23 protein-coding genes and 2 pseudogenes are annotated in these 23,911 nt (G+C 70.1%); 7 read left to right on the top strand and 18 right to left on the bottom strand.

Annotated elements, in window-relative coordinates; translation table 11 throughout:
• Nucleotides 1-195: 195 nt before the first annotated feature.
• From ACFU53_RS18345 to rsmI, 4 genes are all read right to left on the bottom strand, one after another.
• Nucleotides 196-1,647 carry a ubiquitin-like domain-containing protein gene (locus ACFU53_RS18345; RefSeq protein WP_383992907.1) on the bottom strand — a complete coding sequence of 484 codons (1,452 nt, stop codon included), beginning with the start codon at nucleotides 1,645-1,647 and terminating at the stop codon, nucleotides 196-198.
• 155 nt (nucleotides 1,648-1,802) lie between these two features.
• Complete coding sequence (locus ACFU53_RS18340; protein WP_383992904.1) at nucleotides 1,803-2,705, bottom strand: TatD family hydrolase; 903 nt, start codon at nucleotides 2,703-2,705, stop codon at nucleotides 1,803-1,805.
• Nucleotides 2,706-2,763: 58 nt separating this feature from the next.
• The gene (locus ACFU53_RS18335; RefSeq protein WP_383992901.1) at nucleotides 2,764-3,180 is read right to left on the bottom strand and encodes a hypothetical protein; all 417 of its coding nucleotides are present in this window, start codon (nucleotides 3,178-3,180) and stop codon (nucleotides 2,764-2,766) included.
• 319 nt (nucleotides 3,181-3,499) lie between these two features.
• Complete coding sequence (gene rsmI / locus ACFU53_RS18330; protein ID WP_383992898.1) at nucleotides 3,500-4,348, bottom strand: 16S rRNA (cytidine(1402)-2'-O)-methyltransferase; 849 nt, start codon at nucleotides 4,346-4,348, stop codon at nucleotides 3,500-3,502.
• Between the two features lie 219 nt (nucleotides 4,349-4,567).
• Between rsmI and ACFU53_RS18325 the strand changes: the two genes are divergently transcribed.
• The 3 genes from ACFU53_RS18325 to ACFU53_RS18315 all read left to right on the top strand — a co-directional run bounded on the left by ACFU53_RS18325 (nucleotide 4,568) and on the right by ACFU53_RS18315 (nucleotide 10,161).
• On the top strand, nucleotides 4,568-6,307 hold the full coding sequence (locus tag ACFU53_RS18325) for a dolichyl-phosphate-mannose--protein mannosyltransferase (RefSeq protein WP_383992895.1): 1,740 nt from the start codon (nucleotides 4,568-4,570) through the stop codon (nucleotides 6,305-6,307).
• A 150-nt stretch (nucleotides 6,308-6,457) separates the two neighbouring features.
• Nucleotides 6,458-8,092 (top strand): penicillin-binding transpeptidase domain-containing protein, encoded by a 1,635-nt coding sequence (locus tag ACFU53_RS18320; RefSeq protein ID WP_383992892.1) that lies wholly within the window; start codon nucleotides 6,458-6,460, stop codon nucleotides 8,090-8,092.
• A gap of 302 nt (nucleotides 8,093-8,394) precedes the next feature.
• Nucleotides 8,395-10,161 carry a penicillin-binding transpeptidase domain-containing protein gene (locus ACFU53_RS18315; RefSeq protein ID WP_383992889.1) on the top strand — a complete coding sequence of 589 codons (1,767 nt, stop codon included), beginning with the start codon at nucleotides 8,395-8,397 and terminating at the stop codon, nucleotides 10,159-10,161.
• A gap of 37 nt (nucleotides 10,162-10,198) precedes the next feature.
• Here the strand turns inward: ACFU53_RS18315 and ACFU53_RS18310 are convergent, their stop codons facing one another.
• Nucleotides 10,199-10,894 carry an RBBP9/YdeN family alpha/beta hydrolase gene (locus tag ACFU53_RS18310; protein ID WP_383992886.1) on the bottom strand — a complete coding sequence of 232 codons (696 nt, stop codon included), beginning with the start codon at nucleotides 10,892-10,894 and terminating at the stop codon, nucleotides 10,199-10,201.
• Nucleotides 10,895-11,003: 109 nt separating this feature from the next.
• Here ACFU53_RS18310 and ACFU53_RS18305 point away from each other — a divergent pair, with 109 nt between their 5' ends.
• Complete coding sequence (locus ACFU53_RS18305; protein WP_383992883.1) at nucleotides 11,004-11,516, top strand: YbaK/EbsC family protein; 513 nt, start codon at nucleotides 11,004-11,006, stop codon at nucleotides 11,514-11,516.
• Nucleotides 11,517-11,650: 134 nt separating this feature from the next.
• Here the strand turns inward: ACFU53_RS18305 and ACFU53_RS18300 are convergent, their stop codons facing one another.
• The 6 genes and pseudogenes from ACFU53_RS18300 to ACFU53_RS18275 all read right to left on the bottom strand — a co-directional run bounded on the left by ACFU53_RS18300 (nucleotide 11,651) and on the right by ACFU53_RS18275 (nucleotide 15,015).
• Nucleotides 11,651-12,334: a maleylpyruvate isomerase N-terminal domain-containing protein gene (locus ACFU53_RS18300; protein ID WP_383992881.1), complete on the bottom strand. Its 684-nt coding sequence runs from the start codon at nucleotides 12,332-12,334 to the stop codon at nucleotides 11,651-11,653.
• A 158-nt stretch (nucleotides 12,335-12,492) separates the two neighbouring features.
• Nucleotides 12,493-12,612 (bottom strand): annotated as a pseudogene (locus ACFU53_RS18295) (ALF repeat-containing protein); the annotation flags it as partial.
• Between the two features lie 43 nt (nucleotides 12,613-12,655).
• Nucleotides 12,656-12,964: a hypothetical protein gene (locus ACFU53_RS18290; protein ID WP_383992878.1), complete on the bottom strand. Its 309-nt coding sequence runs from the start codon at nucleotides 12,962-12,964 to the stop codon at nucleotides 12,656-12,658.
• Nucleotides 12,965-13,031: 67 nt separating this feature from the next.
• Nucleotides 13,032-13,649: a DinB family protein gene (locus ACFU53_RS18285; RefSeq protein WP_383992875.1), complete on the bottom strand. Its 618-nt coding sequence runs from the start codon at nucleotides 13,647-13,649 to the stop codon at nucleotides 13,032-13,034.
• A 296-nt stretch (nucleotides 13,650-13,945) separates the two neighbouring features.
• Nucleotides 13,946-14,134 (bottom strand): annotated as a pseudogene (locus tag ACFU53_RS18280) (lamin tail domain-containing protein); the annotation flags it as partial.
• Nucleotides 14,135-14,226: 92 nt separating this feature from the next.
• On the bottom strand, nucleotides 14,227-15,015 hold the full coding sequence (locus tag ACFU53_RS18275; protein ID WP_383992872.1) for a hypothetical protein: 789 nt from the start codon (nucleotides 15,013-15,015) through the stop codon (nucleotides 14,227-14,229).
• Nucleotides 15,016-15,204: 189 nt separating this feature from the next.
• On the opposite strand from ACFU53_RS18275, the gene ACFU53_RS18270 reads away from it, so the two are divergent.
• Nucleotides 15,205-15,480, top strand: coding sequence for a DUF1876 domain-containing protein (locus tag ACFU53_RS18270; RefSeq protein ID WP_383992869.1), 276 nt, complete (start codon nucleotides 15,205-15,207; stop codon nucleotides 15,478-15,480).
• Between the two features lie 456 nt (nucleotides 15,481-15,936).
• On the opposite strand, the gene ACFU53_RS18265 is transcribed toward ACFU53_RS18270, so the two are convergent.
• The 6 genes from ACFU53_RS18265 to ACFU53_RS18240 form a co-directional block, all read right to left on the bottom strand.
• Nucleotides 15,937-17,106, bottom strand: a complete 1,170-nt coding sequence (locus tag ACFU53_RS18265; RefSeq protein WP_383992866.1) for a serine hydrolase domain-containing protein — start codon at nucleotides 17,104-17,106, stop codon at nucleotides 15,937-15,939.
• A 121-nt stretch (nucleotides 17,107-17,227) separates the two neighbouring features.
• Complete coding sequence (locus ACFU53_RS18260; RefSeq protein ID WP_383992863.1) at nucleotides 17,228-17,722, bottom strand: organic hydroperoxide resistance protein; 495 nt, start codon at nucleotides 17,720-17,722, stop codon at nucleotides 17,228-17,230.
• A gap of 203 nt (nucleotides 17,723-17,925) precedes the next feature.
• On the bottom strand, nucleotides 17,926-18,399 hold the full coding sequence (locus ACFU53_RS18255) for a MarR family winged helix-turn-helix transcriptional regulator (RefSeq protein WP_383992860.1): 474 nt from the start codon (nucleotides 18,397-18,399) through the stop codon (nucleotides 17,926-17,928).
• Between the two features lie 184 nt (nucleotides 18,400-18,583).
• Nucleotides 18,584-19,330 (bottom strand): energy-coupling factor ABC transporter ATP-binding protein, encoded by a 747-nt coding sequence (locus tag ACFU53_RS18250; RefSeq protein ID WP_383992857.1) that lies wholly within the window; start codon nucleotides 19,328-19,330, stop codon nucleotides 18,584-18,586.
• Between the two features lie 205 nt (nucleotides 19,331-19,535).
• Complete coding sequence (gene cbiQ / locus ACFU53_RS18245) at nucleotides 19,536-20,297, bottom strand: cobalt ECF transporter T component CbiQ (RefSeq protein WP_383992854.1); 762 nt, start codon at nucleotides 20,295-20,297, stop codon at nucleotides 19,536-19,538.
• A gap of 1 nt (nucleotide 20,298) precedes the next feature.
• Nucleotides 20,299-21,363 carry an energy-coupling factor ABC transporter permease gene (locus ACFU53_RS18240; protein WP_383992851.1) on the bottom strand — a complete coding sequence of 355 codons (1,065 nt, stop codon included), beginning with the start codon at nucleotides 21,361-21,363 and terminating at the stop codon, nucleotides 20,299-20,301.
• 334 nt (nucleotides 21,364-21,697) lie between these two features.
• Here ACFU53_RS18240 and ACFU53_RS18235 point away from each other — a divergent pair, with 334 nt between their 5' ends.
• On the top strand, nucleotides 21,698-22,042 hold the full coding sequence (locus tag ACFU53_RS18235) for an SsgA family sporulation/cell division regulator (protein WP_383992849.1): 345 nt from the start codon (nucleotides 21,698-21,700) through the stop codon (nucleotides 22,040-22,042).
• A gap of 28 nt (nucleotides 22,043-22,070) precedes the next feature.
• On the top strand, nucleotides 22,071-22,898 hold the full coding sequence (locus ACFU53_RS18230; protein ID WP_383992846.1) for a histidine phosphatase family protein: 828 nt from the start codon (nucleotides 22,071-22,073) through the stop codon (nucleotides 22,896-22,898).
• 30 nt (nucleotides 22,899-22,928) lie between these two features.
• Here ACFU53_RS18230 and ACFU53_RS18225 read toward each other — a convergent pair whose 3' ends face one another.
• Entirely contained in the window at nucleotides 22,929-23,825 is an 897-nt protein-coding gene (locus tag ACFU53_RS18225) for an intradiol ring-cleavage dioxygenase (protein ID WP_383992843.1), read from the bottom strand.
• Nucleotides 23,826-23,911: the final 86 nt, after the last annotated feature.

The raw sequence follows: 23,911 nt of genomic DNA, 5'->3' as shown, positions 1-23,911 counted from the left end.
GAAAGACATGGCCCTGCGGGCCGAAAGGCAAGGGGCGCCGCCCCTGCTTTCAGGGGCGCGGGGAACTGCGCGACCAGCCCCCACACACCCGCACCCGAAAGATCGCCGCGGGGGGAGGGGCACGGCCCCTGGATGCGGGCCCCGCTCGAGCGAAGCCGAGAGTGGGGAGGGACGGGCAGGGGCGAGGGAAAATGATCAGCCACGCAGCCGGGCCCCACAATGCGGCCAAGGGCTCGCCCCCCGCTGCGCGTACAGCTTCTTCGCCCGAAGCGTCTGTTCGGCGGCGGAGGCGTCCTGGGGACGACCACTGCCACCGAGGCTCTGCCAGGTCTGCGTGTCGAACTGATAGAGACCGCCGTACGTCCCGGAGGGATCGACCGCGTCGGGCCGCCCCCCGGACTCACACGCGGCCAACCCCGCCCAGTTCAACCCCTCCGCCCCCGCCACGGACGTCGGCATCGCCTTCGTCCCCACCTTCACGATCTGGTCCTGCGGCTCACTCACGAGTTCCGTGCGGAGCAGCCTGGGCCGCTGCTTGACCCCGTTGACGGTGCGGAACGCGTACGTGGCCCGGCGGGTGCCCGGGTGCCCGGCCCGCTCCACGACCTCGGTGCCCTGGAAGAGGGAAGGGTCCTCGGCGCGGAGCACCCGGAAGGGGATCGGAACCTCGCGCACCTCCTGGGACCTGGTCACCCGCAGCACGGTCACGGTCTGCCCGTCCCGGGGGAAACTCGACCGCTCGACCGAGGTGGTGTCCTCCCCGCGCAGGGTGACCCCGGCCTGCTCCACGGCCTCCCCCACGGTCGCCGAGTTCGTTCGGATCGTCCGCGTCCGCCCGTCCGCCATGATCGTGACGGTGCGCTCGGTACGGACGTCCAGCTCCAGCCCCGCACGCCCGATGCGCTGGGAGCGCGAGGTCGAGACGTACGCGCCCTCCGCACGCACCCTGAGCTGCTGAAGCGCCCCGTCCACCGTGCGGGCGGTCGTCCAGACCTTGCGCCGATGGCCGTCCAGGGTGAGGGCGACGGGCCGCCCGTAGCGCACGGCGACGTCGTCACCGCTGCTCAGGGCGGTACCGGGGGCGGGGGCGATGACATCGTGGGCGCCGAAGGCGACACCTTCGTCGGCGAGGAGCTCGGTGACGTCGTCGGCGAAGGTGTGCAGCGTGCGCGGCCGCCCGTCGACGGTCAGCTCGATCGCCTTGTCCTTCGCCACGAACGCGGAGGTCCCGCCCGCGAGGAACGCCACCACCAGCGCCTGCGGCACCAGCCGCCGCAACGAACCGGGCCGGCCTGCGGCCCGTCTGCGCCGCACGGCCCGCCGGGAGCCACCCCGGCCACCGCCGACCGGCACGGCCGACTCGAGTGTCAGTTCTTCCAGCTCTTCCAGCTCTTCCAGCTCTTCAGGGGCGGGCCGCACCTCATAGGCGGGCCGGTACGTGTCCGCGTAGACCCCGCACGGCACCGTCTCAGCCCCGCACGGCACGGTCTCGGCCTCGTACGGCAGCGTCTCGGCCTCGTACGGCAGCGTCTCCGCCTCGTACGGCAGCGTCTCGGCCTCGTACGCCGTCGGCTGCCAGCTGCTCGTACCGTCCGGGTCATGGCTCTCGTAGGTCTTGTACGACGATGACGACTGCACGTTGCTCACGACGACACGCTCCAGAGGGGATCCGGGTCCGGGTCGGGCGACGTGAACCTAGCGGACTCCGGTCACCCTCCAAAGCAACGTGGTCACGCAGTGTCGCGACACGGGCCGCTGATCATCTTTTTGGATCCCTCGGACGGCTGACGAACGTGACCCCGTCAGTAATCGAACGCCCTCGCCGTGTTCGCCGCGACCGCCGTCGCCAGCGCGTCCTCGTCGATGCCCCGCACCTCGGCCATCGCCCGAACCGTGACCGGAATGAGATACGGCGCGTTGGGCCGTCCGCGGTACGGCGCGGGCGTCAGGAAGGGCGCGTCGGTCTCGACGAGGACGAGTTCGAGAGGCGCGACGGTGAGGGCGTCGCGCAGCGGCTGGGCGTTCTTGAAGGTCATGTTCCCGGCGAATGACATGAAGTAGCCGTGCTCGGCGCACACGGTGGCCATGTCGGCGTCGCCGGAGTAGCAGTGGAAGACGGTGCGCTCGGGCGCGCCCTCCTCCTTCAGGATCCGCAACACGTCGTCGTGGGCGTCGCGGTCGTGGATGACCAGCGCCTTGCCGTGCCGCTTGGCGATCTCGATGTGCGCGCGGAACGACCGCTCCTGGGCGGCCTTGCCCTCCGGCCCGGTCCGGAAGTAGTCGAGCCCCGTCTCCCCGACCCCTTTGACCTGCGGCAACGCGGCCAGCCGGTCGATCTCGGCGAGGGCCTCGTCGAGTGCCGCGTCCCCACCGGGCGTACGCGCGCCCTGCCGGGACCAGCCGTCCGGGTCACCGTGGACGATGCGCGGCGCCTCGTTCGGGTGCAGGGCGACCGTCGCGTGCACGGCCTCGTACCGCGCGGCTGTCTCGGCGGCCCAGCGCGAGCCCTTGATGTCGCAGCCGACCTGGACGACCGTCGTCACCCCCACGGAGGCGGCCTTCGCCAGGCCCTCCTCGACCGTGCCGGACTGCATGTCCAGATGGGTGTGCGAATCCGCGACCGGCACCCGGAGGGGTTCGGGGAGCGGGGGCGCGGCGTTCTTGTCGTTCTTGCCGGACGCGTTGCCGGAGTCGTTCGAAGGCATGCCCCGATCCTACGAATCGCACGATCGGGGCATGCCCTCCAGGCTCGCTGGGGGAGGATCAGCTCGCCTTGCGGTGGAACGGGTGCAGCAGATCGGACAGGTGCCAGTGGTGGTGCTCCTCGGGCTCCGCCGCGTCCGACGTCTCCGCGTCCGACGCGTCCGTCGGCACCGGGCGGGGCTTCGGCACGTGGCGACGCCGCTCGGCGTCCCGCACCGACGACACCTGGCCCGCCCGCATGATCCGTACGACATGACCGTCGCAGTTCTGGCACGCGGGCCTGGACAGCGGGGACGGCACGACCTTGTCGTCGGCCACGTACATCACGAAGTCGCGCCCCTCGGCGTCGTTGTGGTGCTCTATCTCGTACGACTGTTCCCAGCCGTGCCCGCAGCGCATGCAGGCGAACGAATACGACTCGTGAACGACGGCGGTGGCGGTGTCCCGCAGTACGGTCCGCTCTGCGATCTCGGTCATTGCCAGCTCCTCTGGTCCGCTGGACGGTGAGGACGTGTACGTCCTCACCACCCAGTTGACGCCTCGGCGGACCTGGAGTGCACCCCACCTGCCGACTGTTGAAGCGCATTTGGCCTCCCCTTGTGGGAAGGCCGTCGATACAAGAGTCGTGCTTTGCGCGGCTTTACCTGGGCATGGACTTTGAGGCGCCGTACGCGTTCGGGGTGCGCTGTCGGGTGCGTCCGGAAAAGCACGGGGCGCAGCCCCTGCTTTTCGGGGGGGCGGGGAACTGCGCGACCAGCCCCCACCGGACCCGCACCCGACCACGCACTCCAAACCCCTACGGCACCGAACGCTTCGCAGCCACCACCGCGTCAAAAACTTCCCTCTTCGGCAACCCGGCCTCCACAGCCACCGCGGCGATCGCCTCCTTGCGCCGCTCCCCCGCCTCCTCCCGCACCCGAACCCGCCGCACCAACTCCACCGCGTCCAGTTCCTCGGGTCCCTTCTCCGGCGCCCCCTCGACCACGACGGTGATCTCCCCGCGCACACCGGCCGCCGCCCACTCGGCCAACTCCCCGAGAGGCCCGCGCTTGACCTCCTCGTACGTCTTGGTCAGCTCACGACAGACCGCGGCCCGCCGCCCGGCCCCGAAAGCCTCGGCCATCGCGGCGAGCGTCGCGTCCAGGCGGTGGGGCGCCTCGAAGTACACGAGCGTGCGCCGCTCCTCCGCGACCTCGCGCAGCCGCCCCAGCCGCTCCCCGGCCTTGCGCGGCAGGAACCCCTCGAAGCAGAACCGGTCGACGGGCAGCCCGGACAGCGCGAGGGCCGTGAGGACGGCCGAAGGCCCCGGTACGGCCGTGACGCGGATGTCCTTCTCCACGGCCGCGGCGACGAGCCGGTACCCGGGGTCGGAGACCGACGGCATCCCCGCGTCCGTGACCAACAACACCCGGGCGCCGCCCACCAGCGCCTCGACGAGTTCCGGCGTACGCGCGGCCTCGTTGCCCTCGAAGTAGGAGACGATCCGCCCACCCGGCTGGACACCCAGCGCCTGGGTGAGCCGACGGAGCCGCCGCGTGTCCTCGGCGGCCACCACGTCCGCGCCGGTCAACTCCTCGGCGAGCCGGGGCGGCGCGTCCGCGACATCGCCGATGGGGGTGCCTGCCAACACAAGGATTCCTGTCACACCCCCATCCTCCCAGCCCCCACGTCACGGGGACGAAGCCTGGCTGGGGCGGAGCCCCGTCAGGGGCGCGGGACCGTGCCGATGTGCGGCTCCGCCGCGTGGGCGCGACCAACCACGCTCCACCCGCGGTCGCCGTACCGCAGGCGCCCCCGAGCTTTTGGGCGCCCCCACATCCCCGTCCCGCAGGACTCCCACAGCCGTGTTCCCTACGATGGCGCGGTGACCAGTACCGCGTCCTCCACGGACACCCGGCAGGACCAGGCCACCGAAGAGCAGCGGCCGTCGTGGCAGCACCGCCTGCGCCGATTCGGCTACGCGGCGCCGCCGAGAGGCGACGTCCGCACCCGGCTGGTGCCCCCGTACACCCGGCCGAGCCCGCGCGTCTGGGCCGTGCTCGGGCTGCGCGAGGAGGTCGCGTCGCGCCTGGTCCGCTGGTCGGCGTGGGGCGGTCCGCTGCTGGTGACGCTGGTCGCGGGGCTGACGCGGTTCTACAACCTGGGCAGCCCCAAGGCGGTGATATTCGACGAGACGTACTACGCCAAGGACGCGTGGGCGATCGTCCATCGCGGGTACGAGGTCAACTGGGCCAAGAACGCCAACGAGCTGATCCTGCAGAACAACGGGAACGTGCCGATCCCGACGGACCCCGCGTACGTGGTCCACCCACCGGTCGGCAAGTACGTCATCGGGCTGGGCGAGCTGATGTTCGGGTTCAACCCGTTCGGCTGGCGCTTCATGACGGCCCTGCTCGGCACGCTCTCCGTGCTGATGCTCTGCCGGATCGGCCGCCGTATCTTCCGCTCGACGTTCCTCGGCTGCCTCGCGGGCGCGCTGATGGCGGTGGACGGCCTGCACTTCGTGATGAGCCGCACGGCGCTGCTCGACCAGGTGCTGATGTTCTTCGTGCTGGCCGTGTTCGGCTGCCTGGTCATCGACCGCGACAAGGCACGACAACGCCTGGCCGCGGCACTCCCACCGGACGGCGACGGAGTCGTACGCCCCAACTCCCTCATCGCCGAGACGACCCGCCTGGGCTGGCGCCCGTACCGGTGGCTGGCCGGCCTCTGCCTGGGCCTGGCCCTCGGCACCAAGTGGAACGCCCTGTACTTCCTGGTGTTCTTCGGGATCATGACGGTCCTCTGGGACTACGCGGCCCGCAAGGTCGCCGGCGCCCGCCAGCCGCTGATCGCCATGCTCCAGCGCGACCTGGGCCTCGCGTTCCTGTCCACGGTCCCGGTCATGATCGCCACGTATCTGGTCTCCTGGACGGGCTGGATCCTCTCCCCGGACGACGGCACCGGCGGCTACTACCGCAACTGGGCCGCGACCGAGGGCAAGGGCGGCTGGTTCAGCTGGCTGCCGGACTGGCTGCGCAGCCTGTGGCACTACGAGCACGCGGTCTACGAGTTCCACATCGGCCTGTCGTCCCCGCACACGTACCAGTCGAACCCGTGGAGCTGGATCGTCGTCGGCCGCCCGGTCTCGTACTTCTACGAGTCGCCGTCGCCCGGCAACGACGGCTGCGCCACCGACACCGCCGACAAGTGCGCCCGCGAGGTCCTGGCCATCGGCACGCCTCTCCTCTGGTGGGCCGCCGGCTTCGCGGTCCTCTACGTCCTGTGGCGCTGGTTCTTCCGCCGCGACTGGCGCGCCGGCGCGATCGCCTGCGGCATCGCCGCCGGCTACCTCCCCTGGTTCTTCTACCAGGAACGCACGATCTTCTTCTTCTACGCCGTCGTCTTCCTCCCCTTCCTCTGCCTGGCCGTCACGATGATGATCGGCGCCATCCTCGGCCCCCCGGGCGCCCCCGAACGCCGCCGCGTGGCCGGCGCCGCCGGCGCCGGCGTCCTCGTCCTCCTCATCACCTGGAACTTCATCTACTTCTGGCCCATCTACACCGGCCAGCCGATCCCGATCGACAGCTGGCGGTCGCGGATGTGGCTGGATACCTGGGTGTGATGGCCTGAATCCGGTTCGCCGGGCTCCCTGGGCTAACAATCAGGGAACACACAGGAAGCGTTTTCCCCACGCGTTACTCCGGCGTGTTTACAGTGAGCCTCGGCAAGCGGTTTCTGAACGTGTTCAAAAGCAACGGGGAGGGGTCGCGTCATGCGCAGGGGGGTCAAGGTCGCCATAGTCGGCGGGGTGTTCGCGGCGATGGTGGGAGGTGCCGGGTACGGCGGGTACAACTTCGTGACGGCGCTCAACGGGGACGGTGGGAGCCCGGAGAAACGGACCGGGCCGCCGAGTGCGGACGAGGTCCAGGAGGCGTCGGAGAAGTTCTTCGCGGCCTGGGAGAAGGGCGACTCGGCCACGGCGTCGTCGTACACGAACAACGCGGTGGACGCGGGGAAGGTGCTCGGCAGCTTCGTCGGCACCGCGCGGATCGACGACGTGAAGATCGAGCCGGGGAAGCCGACCGGGACCGGCGGCCGGACCGTCCCGTTCTCCGTCGAGGCGACGGTGTCGTACGAGGGGAAGAGCAAGGACCTCGCGTACAAGAGCCGACTGACCGTCGTGCGGGGGAAGACGACCGGACGGGCCCTGGTCGACTGGCAGCCGTCTGTCGTGCACCCCGAGCTGAAGGCCGGCGACACGCTGATCGCCGGCGAGGCGACGGCGCCTCCCATCGAGGCCGTGGACCGGGACGGCAAGGTGCTGACCAAGGAGAAGTACCCCTCCCTCGGGCCGATCCTCGACACCCTGCGCGAACGCTACGGCGCGGACGCGGGCGGCACACCCGGTATCGAGCTGGGTATCCGGCACACCGCCACGGAGGCGGGCGACACCACCCTGCTGACCCTCGCCGAGGGCAAGGCGGGCAAGTTGCAGACCACGATCAGCGCGCGGACGCAGGCGGCGGCCGAGAAGGCGGTCAAGAAGTACGCCGAGTCCTCCGTGGTCGCCCTGCAGCCCAGCACCGGTCAGGTGCTGGCGGTCGCCAACAACCGCGAGGACGGTTTCAACGCGGCCTTCCAGGGTGAACTCCCGCCCGGCTCCACGATGAAGATCGTCACCGCCGCGATGCTCATCGACAACGGTGTGACCTCCATGAACGGCCCCGCCCCCTGCCCCGACACGGCCACCTGGATGAGCCAGACCTTCAAGAACCTGCCGGGCATGAAGGCGAACGAGACGCCGGGCGCCACGCTCGCCAACAGCTTCGAGCGGTCCTGCAACACGGCCTTCATCAAGCTGATCGACGAGAAGCCGCTCACCGACGCGTCGTTGACCGAGGAGGCCCAGCAGCGGTTCGGGATCGGCAGGGACGACTGGAAGACGGGCATCGTCTCCATGGACGGCAAGGTGCCGCCGTCCGGCGGGCCGAACCGGGCCGCCAACGCCATCGGGCAGGGTGACGTCCTGATGAACCCGTTGAACATGGCGTCGGTGACGTCCACGGCGATCACGGGGTCGTTCCGGCAGCCGTATCTGGTGTCGCCGAAGCTGGACGAACGGGAGTTGGCCACGGCGAAGGGGTTGTCGGCCAGTACCTCGTCGCAGTTGAAGCAGATGATGAGGCTGACCGCGACGCAGGGGACGGCCGCGACCGTCATGTCCGGGCTCAGCGGGGACATCGGGGCGAAGACCGGGTCCGCGGAGATCGACGGGCAGGCTGTGGCGGACAGTTGGTTCACCGGGTTCCGGGGAGATGTGGCTGCCGCGGCGATGTCGGAGGGTGGTGGCCGTGGGGGTGAGGCGGCCGGGCCGATCGTGGTGGATGTGCTGGGAGCCAGTGGGTGAGTTTTCGGGTGGCGCCGTAGGGGTGCGGATTCGTTGCGGGGTGCGGGGTGCGGGGTGCGGGTGGTGTGTGGTTGCTCGCGTAGTTCCCCGCGCCCCTGAGCAGACAACGGCCCTGCGGCCGAAAAGCGAAAGCGGGGCGCAGCCCCCTGCTTTCGCTTTTCAGGGGCGCGGGGAACTGCGCGACCAGCCACATACGGCCCGCACATATCCCCGGCCGAACCCACGGAGTGATCCGCGGGACTCTAGTGTGGTGGTTCTCGTTGAGGGACGAGAGGCAGCCGGGGGCAGCGGAAGGTCGGAGCGTGGGTAAGAGAAGGCGTGTCGACGAGCGGAAGACCGCGAAGTCGGGCAGGTCACGGCGGCACCTCGTGCTGGGCGGTGTGGCCATCGTGGCCCTCGGTGGCGGAGCTTTCGCCGTGTACACGGTGTTCGGCGGCGGCGCGGCGGCCAAGGACGGTTCGGCCGACGCCAAGGCCGTGAAGAGCGGGCCCCTGTCCGCCGGCGAGGTCCGTACGGCCACGACCGCGTTCCTCACCGCCTGGCAGAAGGGCACCGTCGCGAAGGCCGCCGCCACCACGGACGACTCGGCGGCCGCGAAGACCGCGTTGACCGGCTTCACCAAGGACGCCCACGTCAAGGACGTCACCCTCACCCGCGGCAAGCGCTCGGGCGACAAGGTGCCGTTCACGGTGAAGGGCACGGTCTCCTACAAGGGCACGGACAAGCCGCTGACCTACGAGTCCGCCCTCACCGTCGTACGGGCGGAGAAGGACGGCGAACCCGTCGTCGACTGGCAGCCGTCCGTCGTCCACCCCGACCTCGACGAGGGCGACCGCCTGGTGACCGGCGAGGCGGGCACACCCCCAGTGAAGGCCCTCGACCGGGACGGCGGCGAGCTGACGACGAAGAAGTACCCGTCGCTTGGCTCGGTGCTGGACGGCCTGCGGGAGAAGTACGGCAAGAAGGCGGGCGGCAAGGCGGGCGTCGAGCTGCGGATCGTCCGGGCGGACCCGGCGGAGAGTGAGTCGGACGAGGAATCCGGGACGTCCGGCACATCCGAGAATTCCACGAATTCTCGGAATTCCACGAAGTCCACGAATTCCACGAAGGAGAAGGCGGCCGACAAGACGCTGCTGGAGCTGAGCGAGGGCACGCCGGGGGAGCTGAAGACGACGCTCAGCCCGTCGCTGCAGGCCGCCGCCGAGGAGAAGGTGGCGGCCACGAAGCGGGCGTCGGTGGTCGTGATGCGTCCCTCGACCGGCGAGATCCTGGCCGCGGCGAACTCGAGCAGCTTCAACGTGGCCTTCCAGGGCTCGCTCGCCCCCGGCTCCACGATGAAGGTCGTGTCGTCGGCGCTGCTCATCGACAAGGGTCTGGCCTCGGCGGACAAGGTCCACCCGTGCCCCAAGTTCTCGTCGTACGGCGGCTGGAAGTTCCAGAACGACGACAAGTTCGAGATCAAGGACGGCACGTTCAAGGCGAGTTTCGCGCGCTCCTGCAACACCGCCTTCATCTCCCAGGCGAAGGAGCTGGACGACAACTCCCTGACCCTGGAGGCCCAGCAGGTCTTCGGCCTCGGCCTGAACAACTGGGCCATCGGCGTGTCCAGCTTCGACGGCGCGGTGCCGGTGCAGAGCGATGCCCCGATGGCGGCCTCGCTGATCGGCCAGGGCGGGGTGCGGATGAACCCGCTGAACATGGCGTCGGTGGTCGCCACGGCCAAGACGGGCGTCTTCAAGCAGCCCTACCTGGTCGCGCCGTCCGTCGACGGCCGCACCCTCGCGACCGCCTCCCGGCCCATGTCCGACACCGTCCGCTCCCAGCTGCGCGAACTCCTCCAGTACACCGCCGCGGCCGGTACGGCGGCCGAGGCGATGTCGGGCCTCGGCCCCGACTACGGTGCCAAGACCGGCTCCGCCGAGGTCGACGGCCAGAAGGAGCCCAACGGCTGGTTCACCGCCTGGAAGGGCGACCTGGCCTCCGCCGGAGTCGTCCAACAGGGCGGCCACGGCAGCGAGTCGGCGGGCCCGATCGTGGCAGCGCTCCTCAAGGCGGGCAGCGGGGGCTGAGCGCCGCGCGCAGGGCCGTCGGCCGGCCTCAGCCGTGTCACGTACGGCCGTGGACGGGCTTCTTCTCGTACGTCTCGGGTGACGGGTCCAGGCACCAGTCGAACATCGACGGCCAGGAACCGTAGCCCGCGTCCAGGTCCAGGTGAGCCTCGCCCGGCAGCACGTCGGCGGGCAGGCCCAGCGGTTCGGCGTACAACGTGGCCGCGCCCCCGGGGCAGTACGGGTCGTTGTCGCTGCCGACGACCCGGGTGTACGAGGCGGTCGCGGCCAGCCGCTCGGGGCTCAGCTCCGGCGGGGCGAACTCGGCGATCTCCGAGTGCTCCAGGGCGACTTCCGGGGCGGGCGGGGCGACGAGAAGTACGCGGTCGACGGGGCCGGACAGGACGTCGTCCCGCGCGACCGCGTGCAGCCACAGCAGGCAGGCCAGGCTGTGGCAGACCACCGTGATCCGCCGGCCTGCCAACTCCGCCAGCAGCGCGTCCAGTTCGGCCAGCCACCGTTCCAGGTCCGGGTCGTCCGCCTCCGGGAGCTGCGGGTACGCCACCTCGTGGCCCAGGTCGGTGAGGCGGTCGGCCAGCCAGTGCTGCCAGTGGGCGGCCGGACGGTGGTTCTGCCAGCCGTGCAGGATCAGGAACGCGCGGCCGTCGTTGCCGGTCGGAGTCGACGGCCCAGGCGAAGCAACCGGAGTAGGCGAAGTAGGCGAAGTAGGCGAAGTAGGCGAAGTCTCTGTCATCCCCCGATCGTCAGCGAAACGGATCAGTCGGTCCAGTGCCGTCTCTGTGACTGGATGGGCTGAACAACCCGGTCGCGTGGCCGGCACACGCACCGCTAGCGTGCCCGACATGACCAACGTCGCGCAGGAAACCGAAGGCTCCGGAGCCCACCCCCGTTTCGCCGAGGCGCTCACCGCGCTGGGTCTGGGCGGACTGCACGCCGAGATCCGCCGGTTCCCGGAGGCCACGAGGACCGCGGCGGAAGCGGCCGCGGCGCTCGGCTGCGAGTTGAGCGAGATCTGCAAGTCACTGATCTTCGCGGCGGACGGCGTCCCGGTGCTGGTGCTCATGGACGGCGCGTCGCGGGTCGACGTGGAGCTGGTCCGGCGGCAACTCGGCGCCACGAAGGTCACCCGGGCCCGCGCCGACCTCGTACGGGAGACGACCGGGTACGCGATCGGCGGGGTCCCGCCCTTCGGGCACCGGACGCGGACCCGCGTCCTCGCGGACCGCTCGCTCCTCGGCCACGCCACGGTGTGGGCCGCGGCCGGCACCCCGTACACCGTTTTCCCCATGGCCCCCGAGACGCTGATCGCGCACGCGGGCGCCACCCTGGTGGACGTCCGCGAGCGGAACGCGTGACGCCGGCCGCGCACGGGGTGCCGGACGGCTGGGCCAAGCGGCTGTATGAGGCACTCCCGTCCGCCCCGGTCTCGTCGCGCGCCATGAGAGCGTGTCGAGATCTGCCGTTTCGCTGGGGTCGGTTGACGACGTTCTCAACCCAGCGTGAGCCATCGGATGCCCTGGCGGCTGACGTTCAATGCTTCCTCCCTGGTGATCGCCTCGCGCCCCGTCGCCTTGCGCAGGAAGCGAAGCTGACCCCACCCCAGCCTCTCCAGTGCCGCTGCTCCATCCGGGCCGAGCAGAAGTTCTTGCACCAAATCTGCGGCCTGGGAAGTCAGCCACGGTTCGCGCCCCAGGGCGTCGGCCAGGTCCAGGCCGTGCACGGCGACTTCAACCACGCGCGTCAGCAGGAACTCCGACAAAAGCATCGGATCGCCGTGCCGGGTGCGAACCACGCGCCCTTCGGGCTCGGCCCGGCACAGTCGGTCCACCTGTTGCCAAGTGGCGTTGAAATCGTCGGCGAGCGCGGCACCGCTGAGCTGTTCGGCCGCATGTTCTTGGGCCAGAGCGATCCGAGCCGCGTTGGTGTCCGGAGCGAAACGGCCGTCGGGCCGGTAGTACTCCACTGCAGAGACCTCGGCAGTGGTCGGCGCCGGCGCGGCCAGCATGCCCGGCAACCAGGCAATCACCACCCGGACATGAGCCAGCAAGTCGCTCACCGTCCACGGCGCACACCGCGTCGGCAGACGCCACTCGGCCGCCGAGACCCCAGTCATCGCCCGCGCGAGTTCTCCGGTCTCGAGACGAAGCGCTTCGCCTACCCGCCCCTGATCCATGCCGATCAAGCTACCGTGGCCGGCGCACGTCGGGGCTGGTCACATCCATAGCCTGTCGTTGGGACATGCCGGGCTCCGGGGCCTGGCACGTATCCGCCTTGCAGCTGCACGCACCAGGCCCCACTCCCCGATTCGGTCAAATCCGAACTACAGGCCCTCTAGCCGTCGACCTCGTACTGGCCGACCTCAAGGAAGTAGCGCAGCGCTTCTGGGGTGTTGTCGTCCAGGGCCGCGTTCGCCGCGGTGCGCAGGGCGTCGCTGATGTCGGGATCGGCCAGCGGGCAGGGCTTGCCTTACTCGAATGACATCGCACGTCAACGGTCAATGAAGCTGGCATTCCCACGGCTCGATGTCCGGCTCCCCCGGGGGCAACTCCCCGGTGCAGTATCGGTAGAGCCAGGCTGCAGCCCGGCGCTCCGCGTGCTTCTCGTTGACCGGTTCTCCCTGCTCATCCAGTTCGAGGACGTTGGCGAAGATTGCGATGCAGATCTCCATCTGGGAGGGCGACTCACGCAACTCCTCCCAGTAGTCGATCCCTTCCAGCATCGGGTGGCCTACCGATCCCCGGGCGAGCCATCCAGCAAAGCGTCGGAGGGCTCCGGAAGCACCATGACTGAGATGCGAAAGCATGCGAAGAATCTAGCCCCAGCCTTGCCAGGTTGATCGTCGACCTCCCGCCGCAGGAGGCGACGAACTCTCAGGGGGTGGTGCCGATGGTTACGGGACACCCCTTAGCCTCGATTGATGCGGCCGACCTGGCGGCCTGCTCGATCTTCGCGCAGTAGGCTGCACGGGCTTCCTCGTCGATCTGCTTCTCGAGTTCGGCGCGCAACCCGGTCCGGCCGTCGAGGCCCTCGCGCAGGATATCGGCGTGCCCGGCATGCCGGATGGACTCGCCGAGGACATGGACCATGATGGCGAACAGGTTCGTGTCGGCATAAGGCTCCGGCCACCACGGCACGTGGCCGGGGGCGTCGAGGGGAAGCTCGTTGATCGTCGCGTCCGAGTGTTCCCACGTGCGCCGGTAGAACCCGATGATCTGATCGCGGGTCTCGTCCTCGGTCGCCCACAGATCGCTGCCGTTGGAGTCCTGCCACCGGGGCAGCGGTTCCGGGGAAGGGCGGTCGAAGACCTCGCCGAAGTACCTGGCCTCGACGGTGGCCACGTGTTTGACCAGGCCGAGGAGGTTGGTCCCGGTCGCTGTCAAAGGTCGGCGGGCGTCGTATTCGGACAAGCCGTCGAGTTTCCAGAGCAGCGCCTTGCTGTCCCTCCGCAGTCTCCCGTGCAGGTTGTCTTTCGCGAATTCATCGATCATGCGGCATGAGCCTGCCATGGGCTGCTCGTGGTCTCAAGATCCCGTACGCGGTCCGCAACGACTGGCAGAGCCGAGGCCTGGCCATGGCCGCCGCTGGCCGGGGCCGGCGTATTGGCAGTAGTTATCTTCGGCATCGTCCAAGCCCACACCGGGACATGACGTTTGGCCGACTGCATAAGTGCTGCGACGACGGCACGAGGGCAGCCGCCGATGGGCGATCATGTGCTCTCGGCAGCCTGAACCGCTCCGCCACCGATCCCGGAGCGGTTCAGGCTGCCGGCCTGGCACCAGGGGGTTCAGCCGTGGTAGTTGACGTAGCCGTTGCCGTCCGGGTCGTCAGCGGACTTGGTGTAGGAGTGGAAGTCGGCCTTCGCACCGGAGGGCTTGTACAGGTAGATGGTGTCCTTGTCGTTGTTCCAGATGAAGTTGCAGTTCTGGCGGTAGACGACATTGCCCGCGTCGAAGTCGGTGCCGCCGCGCAGCTCCCGTAGCCACGGTGCTGTCGCTCGCCCTTTGAGGGTTACGGGACAGCCCTTAGCCGTGCGCGCGGGTTTGATCACCACGGCCGGATGTGCTGCTAGGACCCGTCCGGTGGCAGACTGCTCAGATCCAGGACATCGGCCGCAGGCGGGGGCTGAATGTCCACAGGGTCACCGAAACCGCTGAACCTCGTGATTCGGCGGTAGTGGGAGTCCCTGTAGTCGATCCGCAGAAGGTACGGCTTGCCCTCGGCTGCGACGTAGTAGGTGTGGAAGGTGCCCTCGAACTCGGCGTCCGTCACTTTCACCGGGATGACCGGCTCGCCGTCGACCTCGGTCGGGTTGTCCTTCCTCGCTCTGCCCAACGAGGAGGAGGAGAACGGCCACACGCAGTCGGCCAGGCCGTCAGCCCCCTTCGCCGCGCTCACGGGGCTCCTGAGCCAGGGTTTCTGTCGCATCGCGGGGACCGTCTTCCGGCTCCACATCTCCAGGTAGACGTCGTTGGGATGGATGTAGTCCATCCCACCGATCCGGATCTGCTCCATCTCGGACATCCCGGAGCCATAGGACGAGGTCGCTTTCAAGGTGCATCTGCTCTTGAGATCGGTCGTCAGGCGGCCGGAATAGAGGTTGGCACCGCCCGAGGCCGCGGTGACATCCGTGACGATGGTCACCGACGTGAGCGCCTTCATGGCGCGGTCGGCCTCGCCGAGCAATTGGTCGGCGGAGCGCGTGTCAGCCGCCTCGGCCGTATCACTGCCGTCGGCACAACCGACCGCGATGGCGCACATGAGCAGGCACAGCGCAGCGGTGATCGTCCTCGTTCGCACAATCCCCCTGGTGTGTATGGCGGCACAGAGTACCGGAACGGATCGCTCCGCATCCAAGCGGGTGTGCCACCCGGTCCGGCGGCCACTCACGCTCCTGAACGGGAAGTACGGCAGTCCGTCCGGCAGGGGTCCCGGCGGCTGCCGAGCGGAGCATCCGGTCAAGCAGGCGGGGTGCGTGCCGGGCAGGCCGTGCATCCGCGGGCGCTGAGGAGCACTCTGGAAAGAGCGATTCCGGAGGTGATCGTCATGATGAAAACCGCTGTCGGATGGCACATCGAGCTGGAGTTCCAGGAGGACGAACAGCGCACACGGGCGGCGGCCCTCGTGCGTCTCCCCGACGGGAAGGAAGTACGCGCCAACGGCTACGCCAGCCGCCACCAGACCGACTCCAATCAGCCCCGGGTCGGCGAGGAGATCGCCGGGGCGAGGGCCTTGAACGAGCTCGCCATGAGGCTCCTCACCAAGGCCCACGACGAAATAGACGAGGCATCGGGCCGGACGTCACACCCGATAGCGCTCTGAGCACCCAATAGCGCGCTGAGCACGCGACAGCGCTCGAGTACGCGGTACGACTGCCCGCAGTACGCCTACGCCACCCGGTCGTGGGCAGTCGTGCCGCTGGAGGTTCCCGCGTGCCGGGTGATGGAGAGTGGACGCGTTGGCAAGTGACAGTGGACCGTCAGCCAACGACATTGGCCGGAGTTCCGCGCATCCTGGTGATCGCCGCCGCGGAGAGCGGCCGTCCGGAACTCCGGGATCGGGCCAGGACACCAGCGGGGGAGCCCTGGGCCGGTCCGGCCGCTCGTCCGTGACGGTCGCTCCGCGGTGCGCGCAGCGGTGCGCTCAGCGGGGTGGAGCCGCCGCCTCATAGCTCGGGGTTGGCTCGGGGTCGGTTCGGGGTCGACTGTCGTTCGGCGGCCGCGGGTCGTTCGTGGCTGGCCGCGCGGTTCCCCGCGCCTCTGCAGGGGTTGCGCCCCTTCAGGCCTTCAGCGCTTCCCTCACCGCCCTCACCAGCGCCTGGGCCCTCGGGTCCGCCGTCACCGTTTTGCGGTAGCCGTTCGTGATGTAGCCGAAGGCGATGCCGGAGTCGGGGTCGGCGAAACCGAGGGGGCCGCCTCGGCCGGGGTGGCCGAAGGAACCCGCGGCCAGCAGCGGGGAGGCGGTGCCGTGGAGCATGTAGCCGAGGCCGAAGCGGGTGTTGATGACGAGGACGCGGTCGGGGCCGGAGGATTCCTCGGCGCGGGCCGCTTCCCTGGTCGCCGGGCTGAACAGCCGTACGCCGCCGACCTCGCCGATGAGCGCCGCGTAGAAGCGGGCCAGGCCGTCCGCCGTGGCGATGCCGTTCGTCGCGGGGAGCGCGGACGCGCGGTACGCGGGGTCGTTCTGGTCGGGGAACGGGGTGATCGCGGCGAAGGCGCGGCGGGTGAGGGAGTCCGGGTCGTCGTAGGCCTCGGTGACCGAGCGCTTGGCGCGGACCCGTAGGCCGCCGGAGGGCTCGGGGGACGTTTCGAGGCGGCCCGCGCGGCCCACCCGGCCCGCCACCGACTCCGGCAGTCCCAGCCACAGGTCCGCGTCCAGGCCCAGCGGCGCGGCGATGTCCGACGCGATCCACTCGCCCGTCCCCCGGCCGGTCACACGCCGGACCAGTTCGTCGAGCATCCAGCCGTACGTCAGGGGGTGGTAGCCGTGGTCGGTGCCGGGCTCCCAGGCGGGGGCCTGCGCGGCCACGGCCGCCGGGCCCCGGCGCGGGTCCAGCGCCTCTGCGGGGGTGAGCGGACGGTCCAGGACGGGGAGCCCGGCCCGGTGGTTGAGCACATGCCTCACCAGCACGAGGTCCTTGCCGTGCGCCTTGAACTCCGGCCAGTACCGGCCCAGTGGCGCGTCGAGGTCCAGCTCGCCGCGCTCGGCCAGCATCAGCGGTACGGCGGCGGCGACGCCCTTCGTCGCCGAGCGCATGATCTGGGCGGTGCCGTGCCGCCAAGGCTCGGTGCCGTCGACGTCCCGGGTGCCGGCCCACAGGTCGACGACCTTGCGCCCGTGCCGGTACACGACGACCGCCGCGCCCCGCTCGCCGAGCGCCTCGAAGTTGCGTACGAACGCGGCCCTGACCGGCTCGAAGCCCTCGGCGGCTGTGCCGTTCACGTCCACGTCGGCGCTCCCTGTCCGTTCACTCGCCACGACCACTCGCCACGACGACGGATGCAACGTACAGGCACGGCCCTGGATTCCCCCGCCCGGGGCCGCCTCAGCCCTTCAGCCCCTCAGCCCCTCAGCCCAGCACGATCGTGACGTCGATGTTGTCGCGGGTCGCGTTCGAATACGGGCAGACCTGGTGGGCCGCGTCGACCAGCTTGGCCGCGATGCCCTGGTCGATGACCGGGAGGGAGACGCTGAGGGCGACGGCGAGGCCGTAACCGCGCTGCTTGTTGGGGCCGATGCCGACCTTCGCGGCGACGGTGGAGCCGGTCAGGTCGTAGCCCTCGCGGCGGCCGACGAGGACCAGCGCGTTGTGGAAGCAGGAGCTGTATCCGGCGGCGAACAGCTGCTCGGGGTTGGTGCCGTCACCGTCGCCGCCCATCGCCGGCGGCATCGCGACCTTGAGGTCGATCTGGCCGTCCTGGCTGCTGATGTAGCCGTCCCTGCCGCCGTGCGCGGTGGCCTCGGCGACATACATGATCTTCGTCGGGCGAGTATCCGGACGGGTAGCGGGACTGGTATCGGGATGGGTATCGGGACGGGTCTCCACCGCGGCGTCGTCAGTCATTCCCTTGGCCTCCCCCAGGGCGAGCGCGTGGCCTCCCCAGGACAGGCGCGCACGAATACATCGTGCACAAGGTACCGGCCGGTAGGGCGTGCGCGGTTACCAGGGGGTAGTAACCATGGGTAACACAAGGTCACCGCCGACCCACGAGCGGCCGACCGGAAGCCCTCGCCTTCGCCCTCGCCCTCGCCTTCGCCCTCGCCCTCTCAGCGGCCCGCCGCCTTCGTCGCCCGTGTCGTCAGCTGCCACAGTTCCTCGCGCAGCCGGGCCACCTCGGGGCCGTGGAGTCCGGTGGCGGCAGCCAGGGTGGCGGGTACGGCCGCCGCGCGGTCGCGGAGCTGTTCGCCACGTCCGGTGAGCGCGATCCGCACCGAGCGCTCGTCCCGGATGGACCGCTCCCGGCGCAGCAGCCCGGCCGACTCCAGCCGCTTCAGCAGCGGCGAGACCGTGCCGTAGTCGAGCCGCAGGGCGCCAGCCAGATCCTTGACGGTGCTCTCGCCGCGCTCCCAGAGGGAGAGCATGACCAGGTACTGCGGGTAGGTGAGGCCGAGTTCGTCGAGCAGCGGGCGGTACGCGGCGGTGACCGCACGCTGGGCCGCGTACAGCGCGAAGCACAACTGCTCGTCGAGGAGCAGCGAACCGTGCCGTTCGGCATCCTCTTGATTCGTCACGGGGCCCATTGTCACGGACGTCCGCGAAGCCCTGCCGGGGGACCGTGGTTGTCCGCGGGTGAGTGGGGGTTGCTCGCACAGTTCCCCGCGCCCCTGAAAAGCACGGGGTGCCCCCGAGCCCTTTAGGGGCGCGGGGAACTGCGCGAGCACCCACACACCACCCGCGCCCGGGAACAACCCGCACCCCCGAGCTCTAACCCGCCCTCACCGACCGGGGGTCGAACCCGAACGGCAGTTCAAGCCGGTGGGCCCGCATCAACTCGTCGTCGTCGAGCAGCTCGCCGGTCGGACCGTCCGCCGCGATGACCCCCTCGCTGAGGATCAGCGAGCGAGGGCACAGTTCCAGGGCGTACGGCAGATCGTGCGTGACCATGAGGACGGTGACGTCCAACGACCGCAGGATGTCGGCGAGTTCGCGGCGCGAGGCGGGGTCGAGGTTGGAGGACGGCTCGTCGAGGACGAGGATCTCGGGCTCCATGGCGAGGACGGTGGCGACGGCCACCCGGCGCCGCTGCCCGAAGGAGAGGTGGTGCGGCGGCCGTTCCTTGAACTCCGCCATGCCGACCTGTTCGAGGGCCCGGTCGACGCGGGCCTCCAGCTCGGGGCCGTTCATTCCCGCCGCGGCGGGCCCGAAGGCCACGTCCTCCCGCACGGTCGGCATGAAGAGCTGGTCGTCGGGGTCCTGGAAGACGATCCCGACCTTCCGCCGGATCTCGGCCATGTGCCGCTTGCCGACGGGCATCCCGGCGACGGTCACCGTGCCCGCGCCCCCGGTGAGGATGCCGTTGAGGTGCAGGACGAGGGTGGTCTTGCCGGCCCCGTTCGGCCCGAGCAGCGCGACCCTCTCCCCTTGCCCGACGGTGAAGTCGACGCCGAAGAGGGCCTGATGGCCGTCGGGGTAGGCGAAGGCCAGCCCGGAGACTTCGAGCGAGAAGGTCACAGATCCCTCCGGATTCCACTGCGTGATCGGGTGCCGTCGTCGCCGAACGGTGCATTGCGGGAACCAAGCATGCGCATCCCCTTTGGCGTTCGCATTGTCCGGGCTGGTCTCGACCCGGCTGGTGTTGCTCGCGTGAGACTCGATCATCCGCTGGGTGACCGAGCAGCGTGAGCCAGGAATCCCCCTTGTCCGCAAGAGGGAGGAGTCAAAGGGTCCATCCCAGCAGACACACGACAAGGGCCGCCCCCGGGAGGGCGAAGGCGTACGACCACTGCGCCCGGGACGCGGTCACCTCGTCGATGACGGGCATGGTGCCCGCGTACCCCCGGCTGATCATGGCCAGATGGACCCGCTCGCCACGCTCGTACGAGCGGATGAACAGTGCCCCGGCCGTTTTGGCGAGCACACCCCAGTGCCGTACGCCGCTCGCCTCGAAGCCACGTGACTCGCGCGCGATCCGCATCCGCCGCATTTCATCAGTGATCACATCCCCGTAGCGGATCATGAAGGACGCGATCTGGACGAGCAGCGGGGGCAGTTTGAGGCGCTGGAGTCCGAGGAGGAGTTCGCGGAGTTCGGTGGTGGACGCGAGGAGGACGGAGGCGGCGACGCCCAGCGTCCCCTTGGCGAGGACGTTCCAGGCGCCCCAGAGCCCGCTGACGCTCAGCGACATCCCCAGGACCTCGACACGCTCGCCCTGCGCCACGAACGGCATGAGCACGGCGAACGCGACGAACGGGATCTCGATCAGCAGCCGCCGGAGCAGGAACCCGGCGGGTACGCGGGCCGCGTACCCGACCACGCCGAGCAGCACGGCGTACAGACCGAACGCCCACACCACCTCCCGTGGCGTCGACACCACGACGATCACGAAGGCGAAGACGGCCGCGAGTTTGGTGTGCGGCGGCAGGGCGTGCACGGGTGAGTGCGCGTGCCGGTAGAGCTTGTGGGCGTGGCCGGCGCCCATGTCAGGCGTTCTCGGGCACGGAGGTGGGGGACGCGGCGTCGCCCTCACCGGTACGCCGCTTGCGTACGGCCCAGAAGATCCCCGTCCCGGCGACGACCGTGACGCCGACGCCGATCACGCCCGCGAGACCGCCCGCGATCCGGGCGTTGGTGAGGCCCTCGACGCCGTAGTCGGCGAGCGGGGAGTCGGCGGCGGCGTGGTCCTCGACCTTGGCGTCGATGCCCTTGTCGGCGGCGACCTTCTCCAGACCGTCCGGGTCGGCGGAGGCGTAGAAGCTGACGACACCGGCGAGGAGGAGGGAGGTACCGAGGCCGGCGAGGAGGAGCTTGCGGGTCGAGCGTGCGGCGACGGGTACGGGGATGGGCTCGGCGTTCGGCGCGTCGACGAGTTCGCCGTTGACGCGCAGCTTGAGCGGGGCGGTCAGGCCGCGGGCGCCGTACACGAGGTCTGGGCGTACGGCGATGACGGCGCCGACCGTGGCGGCGGTGATCGCGGCCTCGCCGATGCCGATGAGGGTGTGGACGCCGACCATGGCGGTGAGGACCGAGCCGATCGGCACGTCCGTGGTGCCGCCGATCGCGTAGACGAGAGTGAAGGCTGCGGCCGCGGCGGGCACGGAGATCAGGGCGGCGACGAAGGCGGAGACGGTGATCGAGCGGCGCTTCTTGGGCAGCACCTTCACGAGCCCGCGGAAGACGGCGTACGCGACGACGGACGTGACGACCGCCATGACGGTGATGTTCACGCCGAGGGCGGTGAGGCCGCCGTCGGCGAAGAGGATGCCCTGCATGAGGAGCACCACGGACACGCACAGGACCCCTGTATAGGGGCCCACGAGTATCGCGGCCAGGGCACCGCCGAGCAGATGTCCGCTGGTCCCGGCCGCGACGGGGAAGTTCAGCATCTGCACGGCGAAGATGAACGCGGCGACGAGCCCGGCGAGGGGCGCCGCCCGCTCGTCCAGCTCACGCCGGGCGCCACGCAGGCTCACGGCGACCGCACCGGCGGCGACGACTCCGGCGACCGCCGAGACGGGGGCGTTGATGAATCCGTCGGGGACGTGCATACGAGGGCTCGCTCTCCTGGTACGGGGGCCGGGCCACCGGGTGGGGACGCGCTGGCTGGGGGCTGGGGGCGGTCTGCGGATGGCTGGAGTGGCTGGAACCTTACGATGATAGAGCCCTATTGCGACTCTCTTGCAAGAGCGCTTCAGAGTCGATTAGCGAACGGCTCGCTGAATGCCGGACGGGCCCCCTCGCCGTGCGGGCCTCTTGCAGCGGCCTTCCAGCGCTCTTACAGGGCTTCCGGGGGCGCGGGGCGGAAAATATGCGACATTGGAGAGGCAGTGGACAGCGGATTCACAGCTTCTGCTTGCGTCACTCAGCGTGAGGAGCCGCCCGATGTCTGTCACCGTCGAGCAGTACGCCCGGGCCCACGTCGTCACGGACTCCCCCGAGGACCGGGACACCGTGCCGGTCGTCCTCCACTACGACCCCGACACCGACGCCTCCGCCGTCCGCGTACGCCTTCCCGGCTCCGACGAGTGGACCTTCCCCCGCGACCTCCTCGAACGCGGCCTCCGCACCCCCACCACCTCCGGCCCTGTGAGCATCTGGCCCTGCGGTCGGGTCCAGGCCGTCATGGAGTTCCATTCCGCCCAGGGGGTGGCGGTGATGCAGTTCGACACGAAGGCGCTGATCCGGTTCTTGCGGCGGACGTACACGGCGACGCCGGTGGCGCGCTGAGCGGAGTGTGCGGGGGCCCGGGGGATGCATGACGGCGCAGATGGACGGCACCGCCGCCGCTGACGACAGGGCGACCGAGACCGCGCCCGTACCCGTACCCGTACCCGCGCCCGCGCCCGCTCCCGACGAGGGGCTGGCGCTGCCGTACACGCTCGCCTCGCTGTGGGCGATCCGGCACGGGCAGAGCACCGCGAACGTGGCGTACGCCGAGGCCGAGCGGACCGGTTCGGCCGTGCCGTTGCCGGGCCGGGGCGCGGAAGTTCCGCTGTCCGAGCTGGGCCGTGGGCAGGCCGGGGCGCTGGGTGACTGGCTGGCTGGGATCGCCCGTGGCGGTGATGGTGAGGCCGGTGACAGCGCCCGGTCGGGGCCGGACCTGGTGGTCTGTTCGCCGTACGTACGGGCCCGGCAGACCTGGGAGTTGATGGCCGGGCATCCTCGTGTGGTCCCTCCTCCGCTCCTCGTCGACGAGCGCCTGCGGGACCGGGAGATGGGGATCTTCGAGATGCACCCGCCGGGCGCGCAGCGGGCCCGCGCGCCCGCAGAGACGGCACGGCGGGCCCTGGTCGGCGACTGGTTCTACCGGCCGCCGGGCGGGGAGGCGTTGACCGATGTGGTGCTGCGGGTACGGGACTTCGTCACCGAGCTGGACCGGGCCGCCCCCGGCCGCCGGGTGCTGCTGGTCGCCCATGACGCGATCGCCGTCGCCGTACGCCTCGTGTGCGCGGGGCTCGGCGCGACGTCCCCCGGCCGGCTGCCGCCCGTCCCCAACGCGTCGGTCTCGCAGTGGGAGACCGACGACGAGGGACGGTTGCGGCTGGCGCGGTGGGGGGACACGGCGCACCTCGACCTCGGCTGAGCGAGGGGCAGGCCGGCTCCGCCTGCTGAGCTACACCGGCACGGTGAGGGTGGCCGTGTAGCCCTTGTCGGTGCTGCCCTCGAGGGTGGCCAGCTGCTGGTCGTAGCCGTCGCTGAAGATGTTGTCGGTCTCCAGGGAGAGCTGGCTGAGGGTCTGGACGCTCTGGCTGTACCCGTCCGTCGCGTACACGGTGTCGCAGACGTCCTTGGGGAAGGCCAGCTGCGAGGTGGCGGCGATGTTCTGGGCGGCGGTGGCGTCGTCCAGGCTGCCGTACACCTCGAAGTGGATGTGCGGCCAGCGGCCCGTGTAGCAGGCGGGGAAGATCGACGTGAAGGTGACCTGGCCCTTGTCGTCGGTCTCCTGGACGCCGCGCAAATAGTTCTCCTCGGTGACACCGTCGGAGTAGAGGGAGTACCGGCCCTCCCGGTCGCAGTGCCACAGGTAGACGGCCGCGCCCTCCTTCGGCGTGTCGCAGCCGGAGGACTGGTCGACGACCGTCAGCGTGATCGTCAGCGGGATGCCTTCGGCGACACCGCTGGACGAGCCGAAGCTCTTCGTGATGTCACGCCGGACGACACCGCTCTCCTTGAGGACGTTCGGGCCGTTCGAGCCGTCACCCGGGTACGGACCGGCCGTCTCGCTCGGGATGACCTCGCAGTCCGAGCCTGAGGTGCCGGACGAGGAGGAGCCGGAGGAAGAGCCGGAGGAGGACGAGTCCGACGCGGCGCTGCTGCCGGAGTCGTCCGTGGAACAGGCCGCCACCAGCGGGACCATGCTCGCGCCGGCCAGCAGTCTGATCATGCGGCGGCGGGCGAACACGGGGAGGTCGTAGGAGAGTCCTCTGTCGAACTCGTCGTCGTGGTGGTGGTCGTGCCCGTGGCTGTGCCCGTTGCTGCTGCCGTTGTTGCTGTTGCCTGCTGTGCTCATGATGCCGAACCGCGCTTTCCGGATGTTCCCGTCATGGAATGGTCGGATACTATGAGCGATTGCTGTGTGATTCCCAGGTGTCTGCC

Source organism: Streptomyces sp. NPDC057474 (assembly GCF_042802555.1).
Lineage (GTDB): Bacteria > Actinomycetota > Actinomycetes > Streptomycetales > Streptomycetaceae > Streptomyces.
This window is presented reverse-complemented; position numbering and strand designations above follow the sequence as displayed.

Excerpts from the sequence above, each read along its gene's own strand:
- ACFU53_RS18335 (WP_383992901.1), bottom strand. The coding sequence starts at position 3,180 with ATGACCGAGATCGCAGAGCGGACCGTACTGCGGGACACCGCCACCGCC.
- ACFU53_RS18240 (WP_383992851.1), bottom strand. The coding sequence starts at position 21,363 with ATGCACGTCCCCGACGGATTCATCAACGCCCCCGTCTCGGCGGTCGCC.
- ACFU53_RS18235 (WP_383992849.1), top strand. The coding sequence starts at position 21,698 with ATGTCTGTCACCGTCGAGCAGTACGCCCGGGCCCACGTCGTCACGGAC.
- ACFU53_RS18260 (WP_383992863.1), bottom strand. The coding sequence starts at position 17,722 with ATGACTGACGACGCCGCGGTGGAGACCCGTCCCGATACCCATCCCGAT.
- ACFU53_RS18305 (WP_383992883.1), top strand. The coding sequence starts at position 11,004 with ATGACCAACGTCGCGCAGGAAACCGAAGGCTCCGGAGCCCACCCCCGT.
- ACFU53_RS18340 (WP_383992904.1), bottom strand. The coding sequence starts at position 2,705 with ATGCCTTCGAACGACTCCGGCAACGCGTCCGGCAAGAACGACAAGAAC.
- ACFU53_RS18255 (WP_383992860.1), bottom strand. The coding sequence starts at position 18,399 with ATGGGCCCCGTGACGAATCAAGAGGATGCCGAACGGCACGGTTCGCTG.
- ACFU53_RS18290 (WP_383992878.1), bottom strand. The coding sequence starts at position 12,964 with ATGCTTTCGCATCTCAGTCATGGTGCTTCCGGAGCCCTCCGACGCTTT.
- ACFU53_RS18310 (WP_383992886.1), bottom strand. The coding sequence starts at position 10,894 with ATGACAGAGACTTCGCCTACTTCGCCTACTTCGCCTACTTCGCCTACT.
- ACFU53_RS18300 (WP_383992881.1), bottom strand. The coding sequence starts at position 12,334 with ATGGATCAGGGGCGGGTAGGCGAAGCGCTTCGTCTCGAGACCGGAGAA.
- cbiQ (WP_383992854.1), bottom strand. The coding sequence starts at position 20,297 with ATGGGCGCCGGCCACGCCCACAAGCTCTACCGGCACGCGCACTCACCC.
- ACFU53_RS18270 (WP_383992869.1), top strand. The coding sequence starts at position 15,205 with ATGATGAAAACCGCTGTCGGATGGCACATCGAGCTGGAGTTCCAGGAG.
- ACFU53_RS18285 (WP_383992875.1), bottom strand. The coding sequence starts at position 13,649 with ATGATCGATGAATTCGCGAAAGACAACCTGCACGGGAGACTGCGGAGG.
- ACFU53_RS18320 (WP_383992892.1), top strand. The coding sequence starts at position 6,458 with ATGCGCAGGGGGGTCAAGGTCGCCATAGTCGGCGGGGTGTTCGCGGCG.
- ACFU53_RS18225 (WP_383992843.1), bottom strand. The coding sequence starts at position 23,825 with ATGAGCACAGCAGGCAACAGCAACAACGGCAGCAGCAACGGGCACAGC.
- ACFU53_RS18230 (WP_383992846.1), top strand. The coding sequence starts at position 22,071 with ATGACGGCGCAGATGGACGGCACCGCCGCCGCTGACGACAGGGCGACC.